General features: G+C 48.5%; 19 protein-coding genes. 4 read left to right on the top strand and 15 right to left on the bottom strand.

Annotated elements, in window-relative coordinates; genetic code table 11:
- Positions 1–52 precede the first annotated feature (52 nt).
- On the bottom strand, positions 53–379 hold the full coding sequence (trxA, locus tag CWI82_RS09055) for a thioredoxin TrxA (RefSeq protein ID WP_092857136.1): 327 nt from the start codon (positions 377–379) through the stop codon (positions 53–55).
- A gap of 88 nt (positions 380–467) precedes the next feature.
- Between trxA and rhlB the strand changes: the two genes are divergently transcribed.
- Together rhlB and CWI82_RS09065 are read left to right on the top strand one after the other, a co-directional pair.
- Positions 468–1,736 carry an ATP-dependent RNA helicase RhlB gene (rhlB, locus tag CWI82_RS09060; protein WP_092857138.1) on the top strand — a complete coding sequence of 423 codons (1,269 nt, stop codon included), beginning with the start codon at positions 468–470 and terminating at the stop codon, positions 1,734–1,736.
- Positions 1,737–1,742: 6 nt separating this feature from the next.
- Entirely contained in the window at positions 1,743–2,663 is a 921-nt protein-coding gene (locus CWI82_RS09065; RefSeq protein ID WP_092857140.1) for a Ppx/GppA family phosphatase, read from the top strand.
- A gap of 1 nt (position 2,664) precedes the next feature.
- On the opposite strand, the gene hemB is transcribed toward CWI82_RS09065, so the two are convergent.
- From hemB to trmH, 12 genes are read right to left on the bottom strand one after another with little or no spacing between them, the layout of a single operon-like run.
- Positions 2,665–3,666 (bottom strand): porphobilinogen synthase, encoded by a 1,002-nt coding sequence (gene hemB / locus CWI82_RS09070; protein ID WP_092857142.1) that lies wholly within the window; start codon positions 3,664–3,666, stop codon positions 2,665–2,667.
- A gap of 14 nt (positions 3,667–3,680) precedes the next feature.
- Positions 3,681–5,480: a sensor domain-containing diguanylate cyclase gene (locus tag CWI82_RS09075; protein ID WP_130203288.1), complete on the bottom strand. Its 1,800-nt coding sequence runs from the start codon at positions 5,478–5,480 to the stop codon at positions 3,681–3,683.
- Positions 5,481–5,487: 7 nt separating this feature from the next.
- Positions 5,488–6,267 carry a TatD family hydrolase gene (locus CWI82_RS09080; RefSeq protein ID WP_130203289.1) on the bottom strand — a complete coding sequence of 260 codons (780 nt, stop codon included), beginning with the start codon at positions 6,265–6,267 and terminating at the stop codon, positions 5,488–5,490.
- Entirely contained in the window at positions 6,267–6,827 is a 561-nt protein-coding gene (locus CWI82_RS09085) for a hypothetical protein (protein WP_092857148.1), read from the bottom strand. Before CWI82_RS09085 ends, CWI82_RS09080 begins: the two co-directional genes overlap by 1 nt.
- 3 nt (positions 6,828–6,830) lie before the next feature.
- A complete protein-coding gene (gene tatC, locus CWI82_RS09090; protein ID WP_092857150.1) occupies positions 6,831–7,568 on the bottom strand; it encodes a twin-arginine translocase subunit TatC in 738 nt (245 codons plus the stop codon).
- On the bottom strand, positions 7,561–7,908 hold the full coding sequence (gene tatB / locus CWI82_RS09095; protein ID WP_130203290.1) for a Sec-independent protein translocase protein TatB: 348 nt from the start codon (positions 7,906–7,908) through the stop codon (positions 7,561–7,563). The genes tatC and tatB overlap by 8 nt, the downstream gene beginning before the upstream one ends.
- 5 nt (positions 7,909–7,913) lie before the next feature.
- A complete protein-coding gene (gene tatA / locus CWI82_RS09100; RefSeq protein WP_092857154.1) occupies positions 7,914–8,126 on the bottom strand; it encodes a Sec-independent protein translocase subunit TatA in 213 nt (70 codons plus the stop codon).
- Between the two features lie 15 nt (positions 8,127–8,141).
- Positions 8,142–9,788: a ubiquinone biosynthesis regulatory protein kinase UbiB gene (gene ubiB / locus CWI82_RS09105; RefSeq protein ID WP_130203291.1), complete on the bottom strand. Its 1,647-nt coding sequence runs from the start codon at positions 9,786–9,788 to the stop codon at positions 8,142–8,144.
- 6 nt (positions 9,789–9,794) lie between these two features.
- Positions 9,795–10,412 carry a ubiquinone biosynthesis accessory factor UbiJ gene (locus CWI82_RS09110; protein WP_130203292.1) on the bottom strand — a complete coding sequence of 206 codons (618 nt, stop codon included), beginning with the start codon at positions 10,410–10,412 and terminating at the stop codon, positions 9,795–9,797.
- Complete coding sequence (ubiE, locus tag CWI82_RS09115; RefSeq protein WP_130203293.1) at positions 10,412–11,167, bottom strand: bifunctional demethylmenaquinone methyltransferase/2-methoxy-6-polyprenyl-1,4-benzoquinol methylase UbiE; 756 nt, start codon at positions 11,165–11,167, stop codon at positions 10,412–10,414. Before ubiE ends, CWI82_RS09110 begins: the two co-directional genes overlap by 1 nt.
- A gap of 42 nt (positions 11,168–11,209) precedes the next feature.
- Positions 11,210–13,291, bottom strand: a complete 2,082-nt coding sequence (recG, locus tag CWI82_RS09120) for an ATP-dependent DNA helicase RecG (protein WP_130203294.1) — start codon at positions 13,289–13,291, stop codon at positions 11,210–11,212.
- On the bottom strand, positions 13,288–13,974 hold the full coding sequence (gene trmH, locus CWI82_RS09125; protein WP_130203295.1) for a tRNA (guanosine(18)-2'-O)-methyltransferase TrmH: 687 nt from the start codon (positions 13,972–13,974) through the stop codon (positions 13,288–13,290). The genes recG and trmH overlap by 4 nt, the downstream gene beginning before the upstream one ends.
- A gap of 48 nt (positions 13,975–14,022) precedes the next feature.
- Between trmH and CWI82_RS09130 the strand changes: the two genes are divergently transcribed.
- Together CWI82_RS09130 and CWI82_RS09135 are read left to right on the top strand one after the other, a co-directional pair.
- Positions 14,023–14,661, top strand: coding sequence for a TIGR01621 family pseudouridine synthase (locus CWI82_RS09130; RefSeq protein WP_130203296.1), 639 nt, complete (start codon positions 14,023–14,025; stop codon positions 14,659–14,661).
- Positions 14,662–14,760: 99 nt separating this feature from the next.
- The gene (locus CWI82_RS09135) at positions 14,761–16,053 is read left to right on the top strand and encodes a M20 family metallopeptidase (protein ID WP_130203297.1); all 1,293 of its coding nucleotides are present in this window, start codon (positions 14,761–14,763) and stop codon (positions 16,051–16,053) included.
- A 65-nt stretch (positions 16,054–16,118) separates the two neighbouring features.
- On the opposite strand, the gene CWI82_RS09140 is transcribed toward CWI82_RS09135, so the two are convergent.
- Both CWI82_RS09140 and CWI82_RS09145 read right to left on the bottom strand, forming a co-directional pair.
- A complete protein-coding gene (locus CWI82_RS09140) occupies positions 16,119–17,768 on the bottom strand; it encodes a fatty acid--CoA ligase (RefSeq protein WP_130203298.1) in 1,650 nt (549 codons plus the stop codon).
- Between the two features lie 33 nt (positions 17,769–17,801).
- Positions 17,802–19,325, bottom strand: a complete 1,524-nt coding sequence (locus CWI82_RS09145; protein WP_092857173.1) for a carbon-nitrogen hydrolase family protein — start codon at positions 19,323–19,325, stop codon at positions 17,802–17,804.
- Between the last annotated feature and the right edge of the window lie 28 nt (positions 19,326–19,353).

The raw sequence follows: 19,353 nt of genomic DNA on the forward strand, positions 1-19,353 counted from the left end.
GGCAAAGGTTGCTGAAGATCAGTTTCAACAACCCGCCGAATCTGTCTAGCAATTACAGGTTTTGTTCAATGAACTCAGCCAGTTGCGCTTTAGACAACGCACCTACTTTAGTACCTGCGACTTCACCGTTTTTGAACAACAACAAAGTAGGAATACCACGGATGTTGTACTTCGGTGGGGTTTGATTGTTGTGGTCAACGTTCAGTTTACCGACAGTGATGCGGTCGCCGTATTCGTTGGCAATATCGTCCAAGATTGGTGCGATCATTTTGCATGGACCACACCACTCGGCCCAAAAATCTACTAATACTGGCTTGTCAGAATTAAGAACATCGCTCTCAAAACTTTCATCACTTAGCTGAACAATTTTGTCACTCATGATAATCTCCGCTGCTGAATTCGCGTGAAATAATAAAACACTATTATTTCTGTTTTTGAATGTTAGCGCAAACTGATATGCTTACGCCATGAGTAAAACACACTTAACAGAGACACGCTTCGCCGATCTCGACCTGCATCCGCAGGTATTGTCCGCACTGGAAAGTGCAGGATTTGAATATTGTACACCGATACAAGCATTGAGCTTACCGATTGCGTTAATCGGAAAAGACGTTGCAGGCCAGGCCCAAACAGGCACTGGTAAAACGATGGCGTTTTTAATTGCAACGTTTACCACGTTGCTTAATAACCCTCGTGACGGTGAGAAACGCTATCCGCGTGCCATTATTATGGCGCCAACGCGTGAGCTTGCCATTCAGATTGCCAATGACGCCGAACAACTTGCGAAGCATTGTGATATGCGCCTTGGTATTGTGTATGGGGGCGAGGGTTACGATTCTCAACGGCAACAGCTCGAAGAAGGCGTTGATATCCTCATTGGTACGACAGGTCGCTTGATTGATTATTACAAGCAAGGCATTTATCAACTCGATAAAATCCAAACCGTGGTGCTTGATGAAGCCGATCGCATGTTCGATTTAGGCTTCATTAAAGATATTCGCTACATGTTCAACAAAATGCCAGCACCGGGCCAACGCCAAAGTTTACTGTTCTCTGCTACCTTGTCGCAGCGCGTACAGGAACTTGCCTATGAACACATGGACTCACCAACCAAAGTTGAAGTTGAGCCATTGCGTAAAACCGGTGAGCGTATTAGCGAAGAGCTGTTTTATCCGTCCAAGCAAGACAAAATCAAGCTATTGCTGACTCTTATCGAAGAAGATTGGCCAGATAAAGCGATTATTTTCGCCAACACCAAGCATACCTGCGAGAAAGTTTTCAATTGGCTTGAAGCTGATGGCCATCGCGTTGGTTTGTTAACCGGTGACGTGCCACAGCGCAAACGCCTCAAAATTCTCGAGCAGTTTACCGATGGTGAACTCGACTTTTTGGTCGCTACCGATGTTGCTGCGCGTGGCCTTCACATACCTGAAGTCAGTCATGTTTATAACTACGACTTACCCGATGATTTTGAAGATTATGTCCACCGTATTGGCCGCACTGGCCGTGCCGGTGCCAGCGGCAAAGCGGTTAACCTAGCCTGCGAAGAATATGTTTATAATCTGCCAGCCATTGAGGAATATATTGGTCACAGTATTCCGGTGACAAAATATGACCCAACGGCATTATTAACTGATTTGAAAACACCGCGCTCGAATCAGCGTCGCCCTCGCGGAGGTCGCCGTAGTGGCGGCAACCAACAGCGACGAAGTGGCGGTCGTAAACCGACTCGGTAACACAGCATGACGCAGGACGCACGCTTCGCCGCCATAGATTTAGGCTCCAATAGTTTTCATTTAATTATTGCCACGGTGAAGCGTAACGGCCACTACCGCATTTTAGGTCGCTATCGGCAAAAAGTTCGTCTAGCCGATGGATTTAATGAGCAGCTTGTTGTCAGTGATGCCGCAATTACTCGCGGCGTCGATTGCCTACTCGGCTTTGCCAATCTCCTTAAAGATATTCCCACCGAACGCATTCGTTGCGTCGCAACGGCCACGTTAAGAAAAGCCAGCAACAGTGATGCGATGCTTACACAATTCAAGCAAGCATTAGGGCACGCAATTGAAGTGATTAGTGGCGAGGCTGAAGCAAGACTTATTTATCAAGGTGCTACGCAGCATTTGCTCCACTCTCAAAAAGCTGTTTTAGTTTTAGATATTGGAGGAGCAAGTACTGAGGTTATCGTTGGCGAAGGCGTTGCGCCGAAACACTTGGTGAGTCTCGATATGGGTTGCGTGACCTGGCAAAATCAATATTTCCCCGAGCAAGTGATTACCGATAACGCATGTCAACGCGCAATTGCAGCAGCCTGCGCGCTCATTGAACCGCACGCGGCACGTTTTAAGCAAAGTGGTTGGCAGCATGTCAGTGGTGCTTCGGGAACGTTTCGTGCGCTATACGACATGAACGAACGCGGTGAACAGTTGCCCATGTGTCAACAATGGTTGCGTGAAGTTCTGACCAAGGCGTGCGCTATCGGTCACGTCAGCGGATTAGGTAAATTAGGTATTCGCCGCGATCGCCAAGCTGTATTCGTTGGCGGACTGTGTATCTTGATTGCATTAGTGGAGCAGTTAGATATTCAGCGTGTTGAAATTGCCGAGGGCGCGCTACGAGAGGGCCTGCTAATCGACATGCTGACCCACTCGATGCCGCAATAAATTATTTCTGCTGTAATTGCTGTGCTGCGTACTTGGCAAAATACGTCAAGATACCGTCGGCACCGGCACGCTTAAAGCCTAATAGCGACTCCATAATTACCGCTTCGCTCAGCCACCCATTCGCAATAGCAGCCTGCATCATGGCGTATTCACCGCTAACTTGATAAGCAAACGTCGGTACCTTGAAGGTATCTTTTACACGGCGCACGATATCAATATACGGCATGCCTGGCTTTACCATAACCATGTCAGCACCCTCGTCAATATCCAACGCAACTTCATGTAGGGCTTCATCTGAATTAGCAGGGTCCATCTGATAGGTTTTCTTATCACCACCTTTCAAGTTACCCGCTGAGCCGACTGCATCGCGAAATGGCCCGTAAAACGCCGATGCATACTTGGCCGAGTACGCCATAATCTGCACGTTGATAAAGCCATGCTCTTCGAGTGCTTCACGAATGGCGCCAATACGCCCATCCATCATATCTGACGGAGCCACCACATCGGCGCCTGCGCGTGCATGCGATAACGCCTGGCGTACCAGTGCCTCAGTGGTGATATCGTTTTGCACGTAGCCTTGCTCGTCAATAATGCCGTCTTGACCATGCGTGGTGAACGGGTCGAGAGCCACGTCGGTAATTACACCAAGTTCAGGAACTGTCGCTTTAATCGCTCGCACAGCACGTTGCGCTAAACCATTATCATCCCAAGCAGCTTCAGCTGTAAGTGATTTATCTTCAACTGGAGTTACCGGGAACAAAGCCACGGCCGGAATACCTAGCGCTGCAATTTCCTGACACTCCGCAACTAGCAAATCAATCGACAAACGCTCGACCCCTGGCATGGATGCAACTTTTTCGCGCTGTTGTTCACCGGGCAATACAAATACCGGATAAATGAAATCAGCTGGGCTGAGTTGGTTTTCGGCAACCATACGCCGGCTGAAGTCATGGCGACGTAAACGACGCATACGCCGGAATGGAAATTGACTGACATGCTGCATAAATTGTCCTTCGCTTATTCAGTTGAGGTTGACTCGGAGCGCTCTCTTTCCACAATGACACGAATTTGATCGCGGCCCGCGGCTTTGGCGCGATATAGCGCGTCATCTGCCGCTGCAAGTAATTGTGTGGGCTGATCATAGACCCCCGCCGCAGCAACCGCAACACCAATACTGACGGTAATATGCATTGGACCATGATCCGTATCAAATGGGTGTTCCCGTACAAGTGTGGCAAGCTTCACGGCGAGTTCTCGCGCACCTACTTCATCTGTATCTGGCAGTAATAAAGTAAACTCTTCACCACCATAACGATACAAGGTATCACTTGCACGACGTAAGTTACGCTTCAGCAAATGCGCCAAATCAATCAATATTTGGTCGCCGAGTAAATGCCCGTACCTATCATTTAGCGCTTTAAAATGGTCTATATCGAGCATAATCACGGTTAAACTGGTGCCGTTGCGGCGACACCGACGAAATTCACGCTTGAATTCCTGATTTAAGAACCGGCGGTTATAAAGACCTGTTAAGCCATCCTCATTGCTGCGCTGTTCAAGTTCTTGGTTCGCCTTTTGCAAGCGCATCATCACCCGTTCCAACTCTTCAGTACGTTGCGATACCATGTCTTCCAGCTGATGGTTCATTTGTTCTTTGAGCACCAATTGTTCTTTACGGCCATCGTTAAAACGTATTGCCAACGCCCACGACAACAACAGCACTTCGAATGCCGAAGCTCCCATAATTGCGTAGCGTTGAACGAACACTGATTCAAATAGGCCTAAATAACCCAGGGCATTGACACACAGCGCCGCTAACAACGCGCTTAATGCCAACGTATAAATACGTGCATAAATAAGCCCACGACGCCACAGGACAATCCCACTGGCGAGCAGGAAACTACAACTGACAACCGCCAATATCAGTACAAATGGAATAAGTACCGCGTACGGCAAAAAGATACTCAACACAAATGTGGTCGCAAACACCATCATGAAGCGTTGTAACCATCGATGAATGGTGGCGCTGTGAACTTTGGTTTGGAGCACGCCCATAGTCACCAAGGTGGCGAACATAATCATAATACTGCCGATCATGGTCACAATGCGGTCTTGTAACCAAATCCAATTCGGCCACAAATATTGGTAGCCAACACCGTCGAGGCCAGCCATCAATAAGCCAATAGACAGCGTGTAAGCGGAGTAATTTAAAAAGTTTGTGTCACGCGTAACCAAGAAGGTAAACAAGTTATATATCGCCATACACAGCAATAGACCAAAATAAAGCCCCGTGGCCGCCACTTGATATTGATGGGATTCCATAAAATCTAACGGCGCCCAAATCTCTAACGGAAATCGCAGTGAACTCTCGGTTCTCACTCGAATATAAACATCGTGAGCAGCATGCGTAGGTAAAGGGACAACAAAGTTTTTATTATCGACGGGTCGCTCATTAAATGGCAATTGGTCGCCCATATGGAGCTGCTTGAAAACTTTACCCGATTGCACGAAATAAACATCGATGCTATCGAGTAACGGATACCCCATATACAGCATTCGATCAGCTTCATGTTCGCCGACACGTATCCGGAACCAATAGGCGTTCGGCGTGTAACCAAATGACACCGCTTCGCCTTCTGGTATGGTTTGCCAGTTTTGCACAGGCGAATCTATCAGTTGCTGGAGTGACGTATTTTCACTCTCTTGCTGATAATAAATAAGTGGTTTTGTCGGCTCTGCTCGAGCCTCGGACAGCGCGCCCCCAAAACACAACACCACCAGTAGAATCATCCACTGCTGGAAAGTTTTGTATGTCATAGCTTCCCTATTTTGTAAAAAAACGAAGGCTGTTTTGCCATGTCTGGGCAGCTATTTCTCTGACTTCCTGGTGTCGCAGCTGCGCCAAAAATTGACCGATTTCCGGTAAATAACATGGTTCATTTTGTGCAGGACGAGGGCGTATCGTTCGCGGTAGCAAGAATGGTGCGTCGGTTTCCAAAAGCAGACGATCTGCTGGAATATCTAACACAGCTTGCTGAAGTTCGAGCCCTCGACGTTCATCACACAGCCAACCTGTTATGCCTATATAACAACCAAGTTCGAGGTAACGTGCAAGTTCTTTTTTACCACCAGTAAAACAATGGGCTAGCATACGCGGAATTTTTGCTTGATAACGTGCTAATAAATCACATTGTTGTTGCTGTGCATCGCGCTCATGCAGATAAACGGGGAGCTGTAGTTCCGCTGCGAGTGCCAGCTGGGCTTCAAAAACTTCAAGCTGTATTGCTTGCGGTGAATAATTCCGATTGAAATCGAGTCCGCACTCACCGATGGCCACAACATTTTCATGATTGGCGAGTTCCCGAAGTTGATTGATGAAGTTGGGTTCAGCGGCCGCGGCATCATGCGGGTGAACCCCTACGGTAGCTAGTAATTGCTTCGGATAGCGGTCGCACAAGGCAATTGCGTCAGCACTTTCAGAAACATTGGTACCAATCACTAATAGTTTTTCGACACCAGCGGCGGCGGCGCGCTCGAGCACCGCCTCAACATCCCGATAAAGCTTACCGTTCGTTAAATTAACGCCGCTATCAAACCAGCGCATTACTTAATGCGTTTGACGCGCGTACGACGCGGGCTATCTTCCCGGCCAAGGAAGAAGTAGCTACCAAACAAGCCGCGCTCAAGGTAGTACGGCTCGCCTTCTTTGATCGTAAAACGTTCAGCGCTAATTTGTTCCCAAACTTGACCATCGGTAGTTTCAATCGTCAGTACGCCGACTCTATTTTTTGAATAACTAGCGATACGGATATCCATACGTTCTGGTTTGGCGTTTTCCGCATCTTCGTCTGGCAAATGTTCAAAACCAAAACGCTCGCGTTTACTTTCCGCTGTTTCAGTCTGTTGCGCACGACCTTGATTATTCGCGCGTTGTTGCGCACGTTCAGATGCTGGCGTTCCTGCTACTGGGCTATTGGTGCTTGCAGCTGGTGCTGTAGCATTTCCAGCAGCCACATCATCGAAGCAAACAAGTCGCTTCAGTGGGTTTTTGATAGTTGTACATTGCGCTAACTGCTGTTCGAGTGACTGCGCTTGAGCCGGGCTTGAAATGGCCCAGACTACCGACATGGCAGCAATTGAAAGAACCACAAACTGCTTGGTCATAATTTATTCCTGATGTTGTTCGGTTTTTGAATCGTTTGAATATAGACCCGCGATCACTAAACCTAGTTCAAACAATAACCACATGGGTATAGCTAATAAGGTTTGTGAAATAACGTCGGGCGGCGTGAGTAACATACCCACCACGAAAGCACCGACAATAATATACGGGCGCTTTTTACGCAATGCAGCGACATTAGTTACCCCAGTCCAACATAGCAAAATAATGGCAACTGGCGTTTCGAAGGCAATGCCAAACGCCATAAAAATAGTCAGCACAAAATCAAGATAGCTGGCAATGTCGGTAGCAACGGTCACTCCTTCAGGAGCCGCTGAAGCAAAGAAGCTCAAGGCTAGTGGGAGTACGACAAAATAAGCAAAAGCAGCACCGGCATAAAACAGTAATGTGCTACTGGCGAGCAACGGTACCACCAAACGTTTTTCTTTACGGTACAGCCCTGGCGCAATAAATGCCCAGAGCTGCCACAATAAATAAGGCACCGCGATTGCAATCGAGACCACAAACGCCAACTTAAATGGGGTAAAGAATGGCGTCGCTACATCGGTCGCGATCATACTTGCGCCTTGCGGTAAGCTCGCCAACATCGGCGCGGCGAGCAAACGATAGAGCTCTTCGGCAAAGATAGCCGCCACCACAAACACCAAACCCACAGCAATCACGCTGCGTAAAAGGCGATTTCGAAGTTCCAGCAGGTGATCAATTAATGGCGATTGGCTACTCATGCTTGCTGCTATCATCGCTTTTGGGTGTTGCTGAGCTTTCTTGTTTCGGTGCATAAGGGCGTTGAACTTGCTGGGCAGCTGCTTTCAGCTCAGCAACTGAACGCTGTAGTTCTGGGGGTAATTTATCCATATCGAGTTGTTCGGCTTTCTGTAAGTGCTCGTGTAGCTCTTTAATCCGAAGTTCGTGCTTGAGTTCATTTTGCACGTTACTCGAGAACTCTCGAACACGACTTACCGTGCGTTGCAAACCACGCAGCGCACCCGGCAATCGTTCTGGGCCCAATACGATCAAGCCCAGAATGGCAATCACGATGAGTTCCCAAAAGCCGATATCAAACATCTGGATTACTTATCTTTGTCTTGATCAGCAGCTTGCTGTTTTTGATCCAGTTGCTTACTTTCAGCTTGGTCTGCTGAAGAATCATCGCTCACTGATTTTTTAAAGCCTTTTACTGCTGAGCCTAGATCAGAACCAATGTTACGTAATCGTTTTGTGCCAAATAACAACACCACAATCACCAAAATAATCAGCAATTGCCAAAGACTTACTCCACCCATGTCATGCCTCGTTTGTTATGAACTTTTTCGACGCCACAGCGCAATGCTGCTCAGTACCGCAGCGACTGCAGTCGATGCCACCAACCACAGTGGCTGTTCCGTTACATATAAAATTGTTGTACTCATGATTAAGCCAGAACTGAGCGCCGCCCATCCAATTTTCTGACTCTGTAATTGTTGCGCCTCACGCATTTGCGCCAAAATTTGCTGTTGCGCAAGAGCCTGTGGCCGTTGACTCTTCAGATAATCATAAAGCAAGGTCGGCATTTCTGGCAGTTTTTCTGCCCAAAATGGTGCGTTTTCTTGTATAGAACGCACGACCGCACGCCAACCCAACTGCTCTTTCATCCATTTTTCTAAAAATGGTTTTGCGGTTTGCCATAAATCTAACTGCGGATATAGCGTACGTCCCAAGCCTTCCACGTATAACAGTGTTTTTTGCAATAACACCAATTGTGGCTGTACTTCCATTTCGAAGCGACGCGCAGTGTTAAACAGATTAACCAATACGTGGCCAAAGGAAATTTCTGCCAGTGGCTTATTAAAAATTGGTTCGCAAACGGTACGAATTGCTGACTCGAATTCTTCAACGTTGATATGCGCCGGCACCCAACCTGAATCCACATGCAGTTCCGCTACTTTGCGATAGTCTCGGTTAAAGAATGCAAGAAAGTTTTCGGCCAAATAACGTTTATCTTCGCGATTAAGTGTCCCGACTATCCCAAAATCGATACCTAAATAGCTTGGGTTATCCGGGTTTTCGCGTGAAACAAAAATGTTGCCAGGGTGCATATCTGCGTGAAAGAAGCTATCGCGGAACACTTGCGTGAAAAACACTTCAACGCCGCGTTCAGCAAGAATCTTCATATTCACGCCCATCGCCATTAAGGTATCCACATCACTCACCGGGATCCCATCAATACGCTCCATCACCATCACATTGTGACGACTAAAATCGCTGTATACAGTGGGGATATAGAGTAACGGTGAGTTTTCGAAATTACGCTTTAATTGGATGGCATTACCCGCTTCGCGCAGCAAGTCGAGTTCATCCAACAAAGTTTTCCGATACTCTTTCACCACTTCTTTCGGCTTCAAGCGACGACCATCAGGTAAGTGCCGCGCTAGCACACCCGCTAAGGTTTCCATTAAGCGTAAGTCCGCATCAATATCGGCGCGAATATCTGGGCGAATGACCTTAATGACCACGTCTGCACCAGCATCATCGCCTTGTTTCAAGCGCGCGGTATGCACTTGGGCGATGGACGCAGAGGCCAGTGGTTGCACAGAAAAATCGTCGAATGCTTCATCGATATGCGCTAGGCCCAGTGCCTTCTCAATCAATTGTTGCGCTTGCTCGCCTGGAAATGCACGTACTTTGTCTTGTAACTTAGCCAGTTCAAGGGCAATGTCCGGTGGCAATAAATCGCGTCGAGTCGACAACATTTGGCCAAACTTCACCCATACCGGACCCAATGACTCAAGAGCCAAGCGCAAACGCTCGCCGGCTGGTTTTTGTTTATGCTTGTTGGGCATCCAAAACAGCGCATAACGGCCAATACGTAAGCTCCATGGTAACCAACGCGCTGGAATAATCTCATCCAAACCATAGGTGAGGAAGGTCTTGGTAATTTTGTAGGCTCTGCTAATGCGCTGACTCACTCTTGCTTACCTTTTATCGCGTGCTGAAAAGTTTGCTCGAAGGTCTCGTTCAATCCGATCAACTTGTGCCCGAACTTGCTGAATTTGTTGCTTAAACTGGTCAAATTCAGTGGTGCTGACAAGGAGTTGCTTTTCTTCCACAAGTACATCGCGCACCCATGCTTGCTGATCAGCTAAAGCCTGCTGCAACCAATGCTTACTGCGCATGAACGCTTGGCTCATAAAATGCGCTGGCACGTCGCCCAAGCGCTGTGCTAATTGCTCCTGCCAATCGATATCGAGCTCAGCAAACAGCTTGCTAAATTGCTGCGCTAACATTGGGTCACCTTCAATGTCCAGTGCGCCAGCTTTAATTAGACGTGTCATGTTGGCCGTGTCCCGAAGTTCTGGAAGCACCGCGAGGCGCGTCATAATATGACAATCCACCGTATCAGTGTCCACCCAGCTCAAAAGAATACCGTCGCCGACTGCGGTCACGGTAAGCGGCTTACCCAGCTCCGACAGCGTGACGCGCACGCGCTTGTCGCTAAGTTGCTGCAAACGCGCTGGCGATTGCGCATCTAAGCTTAATAAATGATTGGCCAGTGCCTCTGCAGCACCAGTAGGAAGAACCGTCCACAACATCAGAATTTAAACCCACGGTGCAATGCCACAATGCCACCGGTCAGATTGTCATAAGTCACTTGGTCGTAGCCGGCTTTTATCATCATTCCTTTCAAAGTCTCTTGATCGGGATGCATCCGAATTGATTCGGCGAGATACTGATAGCTATCGGCATCGCCAGCCACCATTTGCCCCATTTTTGGCAACACATTGAATGAGTAAAAATCATACGCTTGATTCAGTAACGGTTGAACCGGCTTTGAAAATTCCAAAACTAATAGTCGACCACCTGGCTTTAATACGCGGAACATTGACTCTAACGCTTTCTGTTTATCGGTCACATTACGCAAACCAAAAGCAATGGTAATGATGTCAAAACTATCATCAGCAAAGGGCAATTCTTCGGCGTTCGCTTGTACGTAGCGAACGTTGCCGACAATACCGCGATTGCGCAGTTTATCGCGACCAACTTCTAGCATCGCGTCATTAATATCGGCTAAGACAACTTCGCCAGTTGGCCCCACACGACGCGAAAACTGTGCAGTTAAGTCGCCCGTTCCGCCAGCAATGTCTAACACCTTCATGCCCGTGCGAACACCACTGCAATCAATGGTATAGCGCTTCCACAAACGGTGAATACCGAATGACATGAGATCGTTCATCACATCATACTTCTGCGCAACCGAGTTAAACACGTTGGCAACGAGGTTTTGCTTCTCTGTTTTCGCGACTTGCTTATAACCAAAGTCGATAGTTTCTTGATTCGATTCTTTCATGTTTAAACCTTTTTCAGCGTCTGCCGCTAGTGTACTACGAAATCAGGCTTGGGCGTAGTGATCGCGACGTGGTAACCAGCGTTGGATCAATGCATCGGCGGTTTGCGGATAACGCTCCCAAATCGTGTGCGCGAGCTGCTGCACCTGATCGACTAAATGACTATGTTTGACTAAATCCGCCACTTTCATTTCGGTTAAACCGGTTTGTTTTTGCCCTAATAATTCACCGGGCCCGCGTAATTCCAAATCGCGCTGTGCAATCACGAAACCATCGCTGCTGTCACGCAGAACCGCTAATCGCTGAGTTGCGGTTTTCGACAGTGGTGCATGATACAGTAACACACAGTGACTCGCCGCCGCGCCACGTCCGACGCGCCCCCGCAATTGATGCAGTTGTGCCAAACCGAGACGCTCTGGATTCTCGATAATCATCAAACTAGCATTCGGTACATCAACACCCACTTCAATCACCGTGGTCGCAACCAATAAATCCAATTCATGCGCTTTAAAGGCAGCCATGACTGCTTCTTTTTCTTGGCTCTTTAAGCGCCCATGCACCAAACCAATACGCAAATTCGGTAAAGCCTCTTGCAACTGCGTCGCGGTGTCTTCTGCCGCTTGGCACTGCAAAGCCTCTGACTCTTCAATCAGCGTGCATACCCAATACGCTTGTCGCCCTTGTTCGGTGCACACCTGATGAACGCGCTCAATTACTTGATCGCGCCGCGTATCCGGAATCGCTACTGTGGTTACCGGTGTGCGCCCAGGCGGCAGCTCGTCAATAATCGACGTCGCCAAGTCCGCATAAGCCGTCATCGCTAAGGTGCGTGGTATTGGCGTCGCGGTCATAATCAATTGATGCGGTTGGTAACCTTGCACCACCCCCTTTTGCCGTAATTCTAAACGTTGGTGCACACCAAAACGGTGCTGCTCGTCAATAATGACCAAGGCGAGGTTGTGATAATTCACATCAGCTTGGAACAGCGCATGGGTGCCGACAATAAACTGCACTTCACCACTGGCAATCACAGCGAGATTTTCTTGGCGCTCTTTGGTTTTTTGCTTGCCTGCTAGCCAACCGACACGGATACCTAACGGTTCCAGCCACTGCCGAAAGGTTAGTGCATGCTGTTCCGCAAGAATTTCAGTCGGCGCCATTAACGCAACTTGATAGCCCTGTCCGATCGCCGTCAATGCCGCGAGCGCTGCGACTAACGTTTTCCCCGAGCCAACATCACCTTGCACCAAGCGCATCATGGGGAAATCCAAGGCCAGATCGTGCTGAATTTCTTGCACCACACGTTGTTGCGCAGCAGTAGGTTGAAACGGCAATTGCGCTAAAAACTCCTGCTGTAAAGCTTGATTTACTTGCAACGCTCGCGCTTGGTGCGCTTGTTTTACTGCTCGCAACTTCAACAAGCTCAGCTGATGAGCGAGGAGTTCTTCTGCTGCTAAACGGGTCTGCGCGGGGTGTGTACCTTCGGTTAACTGTTGCAAACTGACATCAAGTGGCGGCCGATGCAACGTGCGTAATGCTTGCGCCAAACTGATGCCTCCCGGACGCAACTGCTCAGGTAATAGTTCTGGTAGCGCCTGTTCATTAAGATAAGTAAGCGCTTGCTCGCTTAGCTTTCTCAGCGTGGCTTGCTGAACCCCTTCAGTGGCAGGGTAAACTGGCGTCAAGGCTTCTTCACCTAATTCCGGCGCAGCGCCTTCGATGATCTTATATTCTGGGTGAATCATATCGGGGCCGTTAATACCGCGACGCGCTTCACCAAAGAGTTGTAGCCGCGTACCTTGCGCGAATTGTTTGAGTTGCGCCGCTGAAAACTGAAAAAATACAAGATTCAGCACACCGCTCGCATCACGAACTTTCACTTTGAGCATGCGCCGACGGCCATAAGCCACCTCAGCTTTAACCACTTCCGCGATCACCGTTGCGCTCGTACCAGCTTGTAATGCGGCAATAGGATAAATGCGTGAGCGATCTTCATAGCGTAGCGGTAAATGTAATAGAACGTCCTGCACGTTTACCAAGCCAAGCTTTTCCAGCTTCGCTTGCAGCTTTGGCCCCACGCCTTTTAGCGCGCTTAATGGGATACGGTGCAGGCCATCTGAAGTCATCGCTTGGCGCTCCGAATTTGTTGCCACCATAATTCATCAGCAGCAATTTGTCCGTATTCATCCAGTTGTGGGTAAGGAATACCATTCAGGCGACATAAACGTGCAAATATTGGATGCCCGCCTTCAAACAGCACACGTTGGCGCTCTGCTTCGGGCAAGGTCGGCCGCTGGTAACACCCAGCCGCTTCGCGTTGTCGTTGTGCCTCATACATAATCACTGCTGCAGCGACCGAGACATTCAATGACTCAGCCATACCCACCATTGGAATAATAATTTGATGATCGGCGGCGGTAATTGCTTCTGGTGTGACGCCGCGACGCTCTTGGCCTAGAATAATTGCGGTTGGCTTGGTGTAATCAATGGTACGGAAATCAACGGCTTGGTCGGATAGATTGGTTACGAGGATTTGTTTGCCTTCAGCTCGCAATTGGTCAATAGCCGGTTGCAGGCCATCGTGATGATTAACCTTCACCCATTTTTCGCTGCCAACGGCTGCGCCGCGGGTCATGCGAAAATGACGCTCGTACCAAATAGCATGAACTTCGTGCACCCCAACCGCATCGGCGGTGCGCACTAAAGCAGCTAAATTGTGATTTTTATGGACACTCTCCAAACACAACGTAAGATCAGGTTGACGCTGGTCTAACAGTTGCGAAATACGTGCGAAGCGCTCCGGCGACATGATGATTTCCAACTATTTTTTATTTAAAACTGAGGCAAGTATAACGGCATGCGAGAGTTATCCATAGTATTTCGCCATCCTGATTTTTATGTGCTGGACAAGCCTTCCGGCGCGCCAATGCATGCCAACGATAATGAACCTAGCGTGGTACATCAACTCAGTGAGCAGCTTGGCGAAACGTTATGGCCCGTGCACCGTTTAGATACACCAACTTCTGGCGCCTTGCTCATTGCAAGAAATCACAGCGCTGCCGCAGCACTTAGCGGCCTTTTTGCTGCGCGTAAAATGAAAAAGTTTTATATTGCGATTAGCGCCGGGAAGCCGAAGAAAAAGCAGGGCTTGATTAGTGGTGATATGGATAAAGTTCGTCGTGGTAATTGGCGCTTATTGCACAGTCAAGACAACCCCGCACAGACGCGCTTTATGAGTTACTCCCTTAAGCCAGGCTATCGATATTACCTGCTCAAACCCATCACTGGCCGCACTCATCAACTGCGGGTCGCTTTGAAAAGTATCGGCGTGCCGATTTGTGGCGATGACCGTTATGGCGGTGAGGTTGCCGAACATCTGCATTTGCACGCTTGGAAATTACAATTTGAATACAACGGCGAACACTTTGATATCACCGTATCGTGGCCGGATTACGAACACTTTGCTGACTTGCCGGAAATGATCGAGACGTTTTGACCATTTCCTAAGCTGTACGACCATAGTTGTGGTTGGCAAAGGCTAATTAAAAACGGCATACTCATTTCATGTTTGTTTTTTAACCCAAAGGTAGTTGCCATGAAACACAGTCTATTAAGTTTAGCGTTAGTCACAGCGCTTGGTTCCTTTACTGGTGCAGCGCAGGCTCAGCAGCCCGTTAAAATTGGTGCCGATCTTGAACAGAAGGTCATTGAATGGCGCCGTGACCTACACCAACATCCGGAATTAAGTAACCGCGAGTTTCGCACCGCAAAAGTCATCACAGAACACTTGAAAGAACTTGGTTTAGAAGTTCAAACTGGTGTTGCTCACACTGGCGTTGTCGGTTTACTTAAAGGCGTCAAGCCGGGTCCAACGATTGCCCTGCGCGCTGATATGGATGCGCTACCGGTGACCGAATTAACGGATGTACCGTTTGCTTCAAAGGCAGTGTCTGAATATCGTGGCAAAGAGGTTGGTGTGATGCACGCATGCGGCCATGACTTGCACGTGGCAATGTTAATGGGCGCGGCCGAAAAGCTCACAGCAATGCGCGACCAACTAGCTGGTAACGTTGTATTTATCTTCCAACCAGCGGAAGAAGGCGCGCCAGCTGGTGAAGAAGGCGGCGCTGAGTTAATGCTCAAAGAAGGTCTGTTTAAGCAATATCAGCCAGAAGCGGTATTTGGTATTCACGTGTGGTCGGCCGGTAACACAGGCGAAATTGGCTACCGCGAAGGCCCATTAATGGCATCGTCAGATCGCTTCGAAATTAACGTGAAGGGTCGTCAAACTCATGGTTCACGTCCATGGGGCGGCGTTGACCCAATTGTTGCCGCGGGTCAAATCATCAGCAATACGCAAAGCATTGTGTCGCGCCAGGTTGATATCACCAAAGCGCCAGCTGTCGTAAGCTTCGGTATTGTGGAAGGTGGTGTGCGTAACAACATCATTCCAGATGAAGTGTACTTGGAAGGCACCATTCGTAACTTTGATATGGATAACCGTGCACAGATTTTTGAAAATTTGAAAGCGACTGCAGAACACACGGCCAAAGCCAGTGGCGCTGAAGCGCACGTGCATATCGACGAAGGCTATCCGGTGACGATTAACAACCCAGAGTTAACGCGTAAAATGTTGCCAACCATGCAACGCGTGGCCGGTGCAGATAATGTCAAAGTCAATGCGTTGGTAACCGGTGCTGAAGACTTTTCGTTTTATGCACTTGAAGTACCTGGTTTGTTTGTGTTTTTGGGTATTACCCCAGAGGGCCAGAATCCGGCAGAAGCGCCAAGTAACCACTCACCGTATTTCTATGCCGACGAAGATGCTCTGAAAACAGGCACCGAGCTGTATGTAAACTGGGTGTTCGATTACGCTAAGCTGAACTAATAACGCTAGAAATTAGAAGCATAAAAAAGGCCCAAGATTGGGCCTTTTTCGATTTGAGGTTTCAGTTACTGCACTTTGAGCATTTCGCGAATCACTTTTTTATCGATTTTGCCAACACTCGTGCGCGGAATTTCTTCCACCACTTTGACGGTGTCTGGCACGTACCATTTCTCGATTAAGCCTTCATCGATATATTGCTGCATGTGTGCAACCACCGCTTCTCGATCGACGTTGGCGCCAGCGCGCGCAGTCACAATCGCGTGCGGGCGCTCACCCCATTCCTCATCCGGTAAGCCAATTACCGCAGCGAGCTCGATATCTGGATGCTTACTAATTAGGTTCTCAATATCTAGCGAGGAAACCCACTCCCCGCCGGTTTTAATCACATCTTTGATGCGATCACGAATCTGCAAGGTATAGGTACTATCAATGGTGCCAACATCGCCGGTATGCATCCAGCCGTTTGCCCAAAGTTCTTGGCTCTTTTCCGGCTCGTTTAAATAGCCTTGCGTTAACCACGGTGTGCGCACGACCACCTCGCCCATGGCTTCACCATCATGCGGCAAGAAGCGACCGTTACTATCAATAATCCGCATATTCACAAACGGCACCGGACGACCGGTTTTGATACGCTCCGCCACTTGTTGCTCATGGCTAAATTCGTCCGCATTCAGCGGCATCCAAGTCGTGCTCAACAGCGGGCAGGTTTCGGACATGCCGTAGCCAGTGTAAATCTGAATGCCACGCTCGAGCGCTGCACTGGCAAGGCCAGCTGTTAGAGCACTGCCGCCAATCAGCACTTGCCAACCGCTAAAATCAATCGCTTTCGCTTTTTCACTGCTCAGCACCATTTGTAATATGGTCGGTACACAGTGTGAGAACGTGACTTTTTCGGTGACAAATAGCTTCAACAGGGTCGCTGGTTCATAACGTCCCGGATAAACCTGCTTTAAGCCCATCATGGTGGCGACATAGGGTACGCCCCATGCATGCACGTGGAACATGGGTGTAATTGGCATATACACGCTGGATGCCTGCATCAGTTGCATGTTGTCATTCATTGACGTGGTTGCCGCAAGTGCCATGGTGTGTAGCACGAGTTGACGATGCGAAAAGTAAACCCCTTTCGGATTGCCGGTCGTGCCTGTGGTGTAAAAAGTGGTGGCGATGGCGTTCTCGTCAAAATCAGGAAAGTCGTAGTCTGGTAACGCACCGCGCATCAGCTCTTCATACTCACCGGCCGTGCTAAGAGGGGCATCTGGCGGTGTATCGGAGTCACTCAACTGAATGTACTTTTCAACCGTCATTAGCTCGTGTTTCACTTTTGCTAAAAGCGGCAGAAAATCATCATGTGCCAGCACTACTTTGTCTTCAGCATGGTTCATGGTGTAGACAATCTGTTCCGGCGCTAAGCGCACGTTGACCGTGTGCAATACGGCACCAATCATTGGAATCGCAAAGAAGCATTCAAGATAACGTGGCGTATCCCAATCCAGTACAGCCACTACATCACCAGCCTTAACACCAGCTTCGGTGAGCACATTCGCAAGTCGACAAACGCGCTCATTAAATTCCTGATAGCTGTAACGCTTGCCATTGTTGCCACCCACAATTTCGTTGTCGCCGCCATAGCGTTGACTCGAGAGCAGCAACTGCTTAATCAGCAGAGGATATTGATATGCCTCTTCGGTTGGTTTTAGTAATTTTACCGGCATAAAGATTCCTTGTTGTTCTGTATTTTTTAATTGTTACCACTTACGGGTGACTTCATAAATATCGGTACGGCGATCTTTTAAATTAGTCACCGAACCTTCGTGATGTAAATATCGCAATTCATCTAAATTCAGATCAGAAAAAATGAGCTGTTCGGTATTTGGCGTGGTTTCCGCCAAGATGGCATCGTATGGGAAAGCAAAGTCAGAGGGCGAGAAAACCGCCGACTGCGCATACTGTACGTCTAAGCTTTCAACTTGCGGCAAGTTCCCGACACTACCGCAGGTCACCACATAGCATTCGTTTTCGACCGCCCGGGCTTGGGCACAGTGGCGGACACGCAAGTACGCATTGCGTGTATCGGTCCAAAACGGCACGAAGAGAATTTCTAACCCTTCGTCGGCCATTAAGCGGCCAAGTTCTGGAAATTCGACATCGTAGCAAATGAGAATGCCAACTTTACCGGCATCGGTATCAAACACGCGAACTTGATCACCTCCCTCGATGACCCAGTCACGTTTTTCGTGCGGCGTAACATGAATCTTGCGTTGTTCTTCAACGGTGCCATCGCGACGACAGAGGTAAGAAACGTTATAGATCACATCGTCTTCATTAATTGGCATGGAACCGGTAATGATATTAACGTTGTAACTGACTGCCATTTGCGACATTTCACGCTTGAAACGCTCAGTGAATCCAGCGAGGAATCGAATCGCATCTTTTTGTTGGCTTTGATCCGTAAGCCCCATTAACGGCGCATTAAAGAACTCTGGAAATACTGCGAAGTCACTTTGGTAACTCGAAATCGCATCAACGAAGTACTCCACTTGGCGAAGCATTTCCTCCACGGAGTCAATTTCACGCATTTGCCATTGTACGGCGCCAATTCGTACGTTACGGATGCGCGACCCGAGAATATTATCTGACGGCTCGTATAAAAAGTTATTCCACTCAAGTAACGTCGCAAAACCAACCGAACGTTTATCTTCCGGCAAATATTTACCTAATAGCCGTTTAACAGTGAAATCATTCGCTAATTGGAACGTTAGAATTGGGTCGTAGATTTCGCGGCGGTGCACGGCCTCAATGTATTGGCCTGGCGTCATTTCATCAGCGTACTTGTGGAAATTAACAATACGCCCGCCAGCCAGAATCGCTTTCAGGTTCGATTGCCGACAAAGCTCTTTACGCGCATCATATAAGCGGCGTCCCAAGCGATAACCGCGATAGTCTGGGTGGATTAGCACATCAAGACCATAAATCGCATCGCCTTTGCGGTCGTTCAGAATATTTTCACGCGCATCCATCAAATCATCATAGGTGTGCGGGTTACTAAAACGGGCGTACTTTACTTTGACGGTTAACGCTACGCCAACCAACTGCCCATTGTCCTCAAGGCAAATCTGACCCTCTGGAAATTCTTGCACCAGCTTTAAAATCGTATGTTCACCCCAAGCGCCACCAATATCGGGATAGACCTTATCCATCAAGACTTTTAATTGCGGGTAATCGTCTTTGCGCAAATTACGTAACTGTAAGTGAAGTTCATCCGGGCTCATAGACATCCTTTGTGGTTCTGTGTACAAC

This window comes from Pseudidiomarina tainanensis (assembly GCF_004214835.1).
Taxonomy (GTDB): domain Bacteria; phylum Pseudomonadota; class Gammaproteobacteria; order Enterobacterales; family Alteromonadaceae; genus Pseudidiomarina; species Pseudidiomarina tainanensis.